1 pseudogene is annotated in these 694 nt (G+C 67.9%); it reads right to left on the bottom strand.

Annotated features, from left to right (window positions below):
- Nucleotides 1–694, bottom strand: a pseudogene (locus J1902_RS19095) (pyruvate dehydrogenase (acetyl-transferring), homodimeric type); the annotation flags it as partial.

Below are 694 nucleotides of genomic sequence, written 5' to 3'. Positions count from 1 at the left end.
CCTGGGCGTCCAGGGCCCAGGGCACGGACACGCCGGAGGCCAGGAGCTGGGCCTTGGGTCCGGCCTGTTCCGAGACCGAGATCCGGTGGATGCCCTTGAGCACGCCTTCCAGGTCCAGGTTTTCCGGTTCCGCCGGCTGGGTGATGGGCTCGTTGTACACGGTGAGGTAGTACATCAGGTTCCGGTCTCCGTTGTCTCCTTCGGAGGCTGGCCCGTACATGCGTTCGAGGCCGTGGCGGATGATGTGGCCGATTTCGTAGCCGTAGGCCGGGTCGTAGCTGAGGACGGCGGGGTTGGTGGAGGCGAGCAGGGGGGAGTGGCCGTCGGCGTGCTGGAGTCCTTCGCCGGTGAGGGTGGTCCGTCCCGCGGTGGCGCCGATGATGAAGCCGCGGGTCATCTGGTCCGCGGCGGCCCAGAAGGCGTCGCCGGTGCGCTGGAAGCCGAACATGGAGTAGAAGACGTAGATCGGGACCAGGGGCTCGCCGTGGGTGGCGTAGGCGGTGCCGGCGGCGGTGAAGGCCGCGACGGCGCCGGCTTCGTTGATGCCGGGGTGGATGAGCTGGCCCAGGGGGGATTCCTTGTAGGCCAGGACGAGGTCGCGGTCCACGGAGAGGTAGTTCTGGCCCTTGGGGTTGTAGATCTTCGCGGTCGGGAAGAACGCGTCCATCCCGAAGGTCCGCGACTCATCCGGAAC

The organism is Arthrobacter cavernae (assembly GCF_017368795.1).
GTDB lineage: Bacteria > Actinomycetota > Actinomycetes > Actinomycetales > Micrococcaceae > Arthrobacter > Arthrobacter cavernae.
The sequence above is the reverse complement of the archived record's forward strand: the minus strand, read 5'-3'. Positions and strand labels throughout refer to the sequence as shown.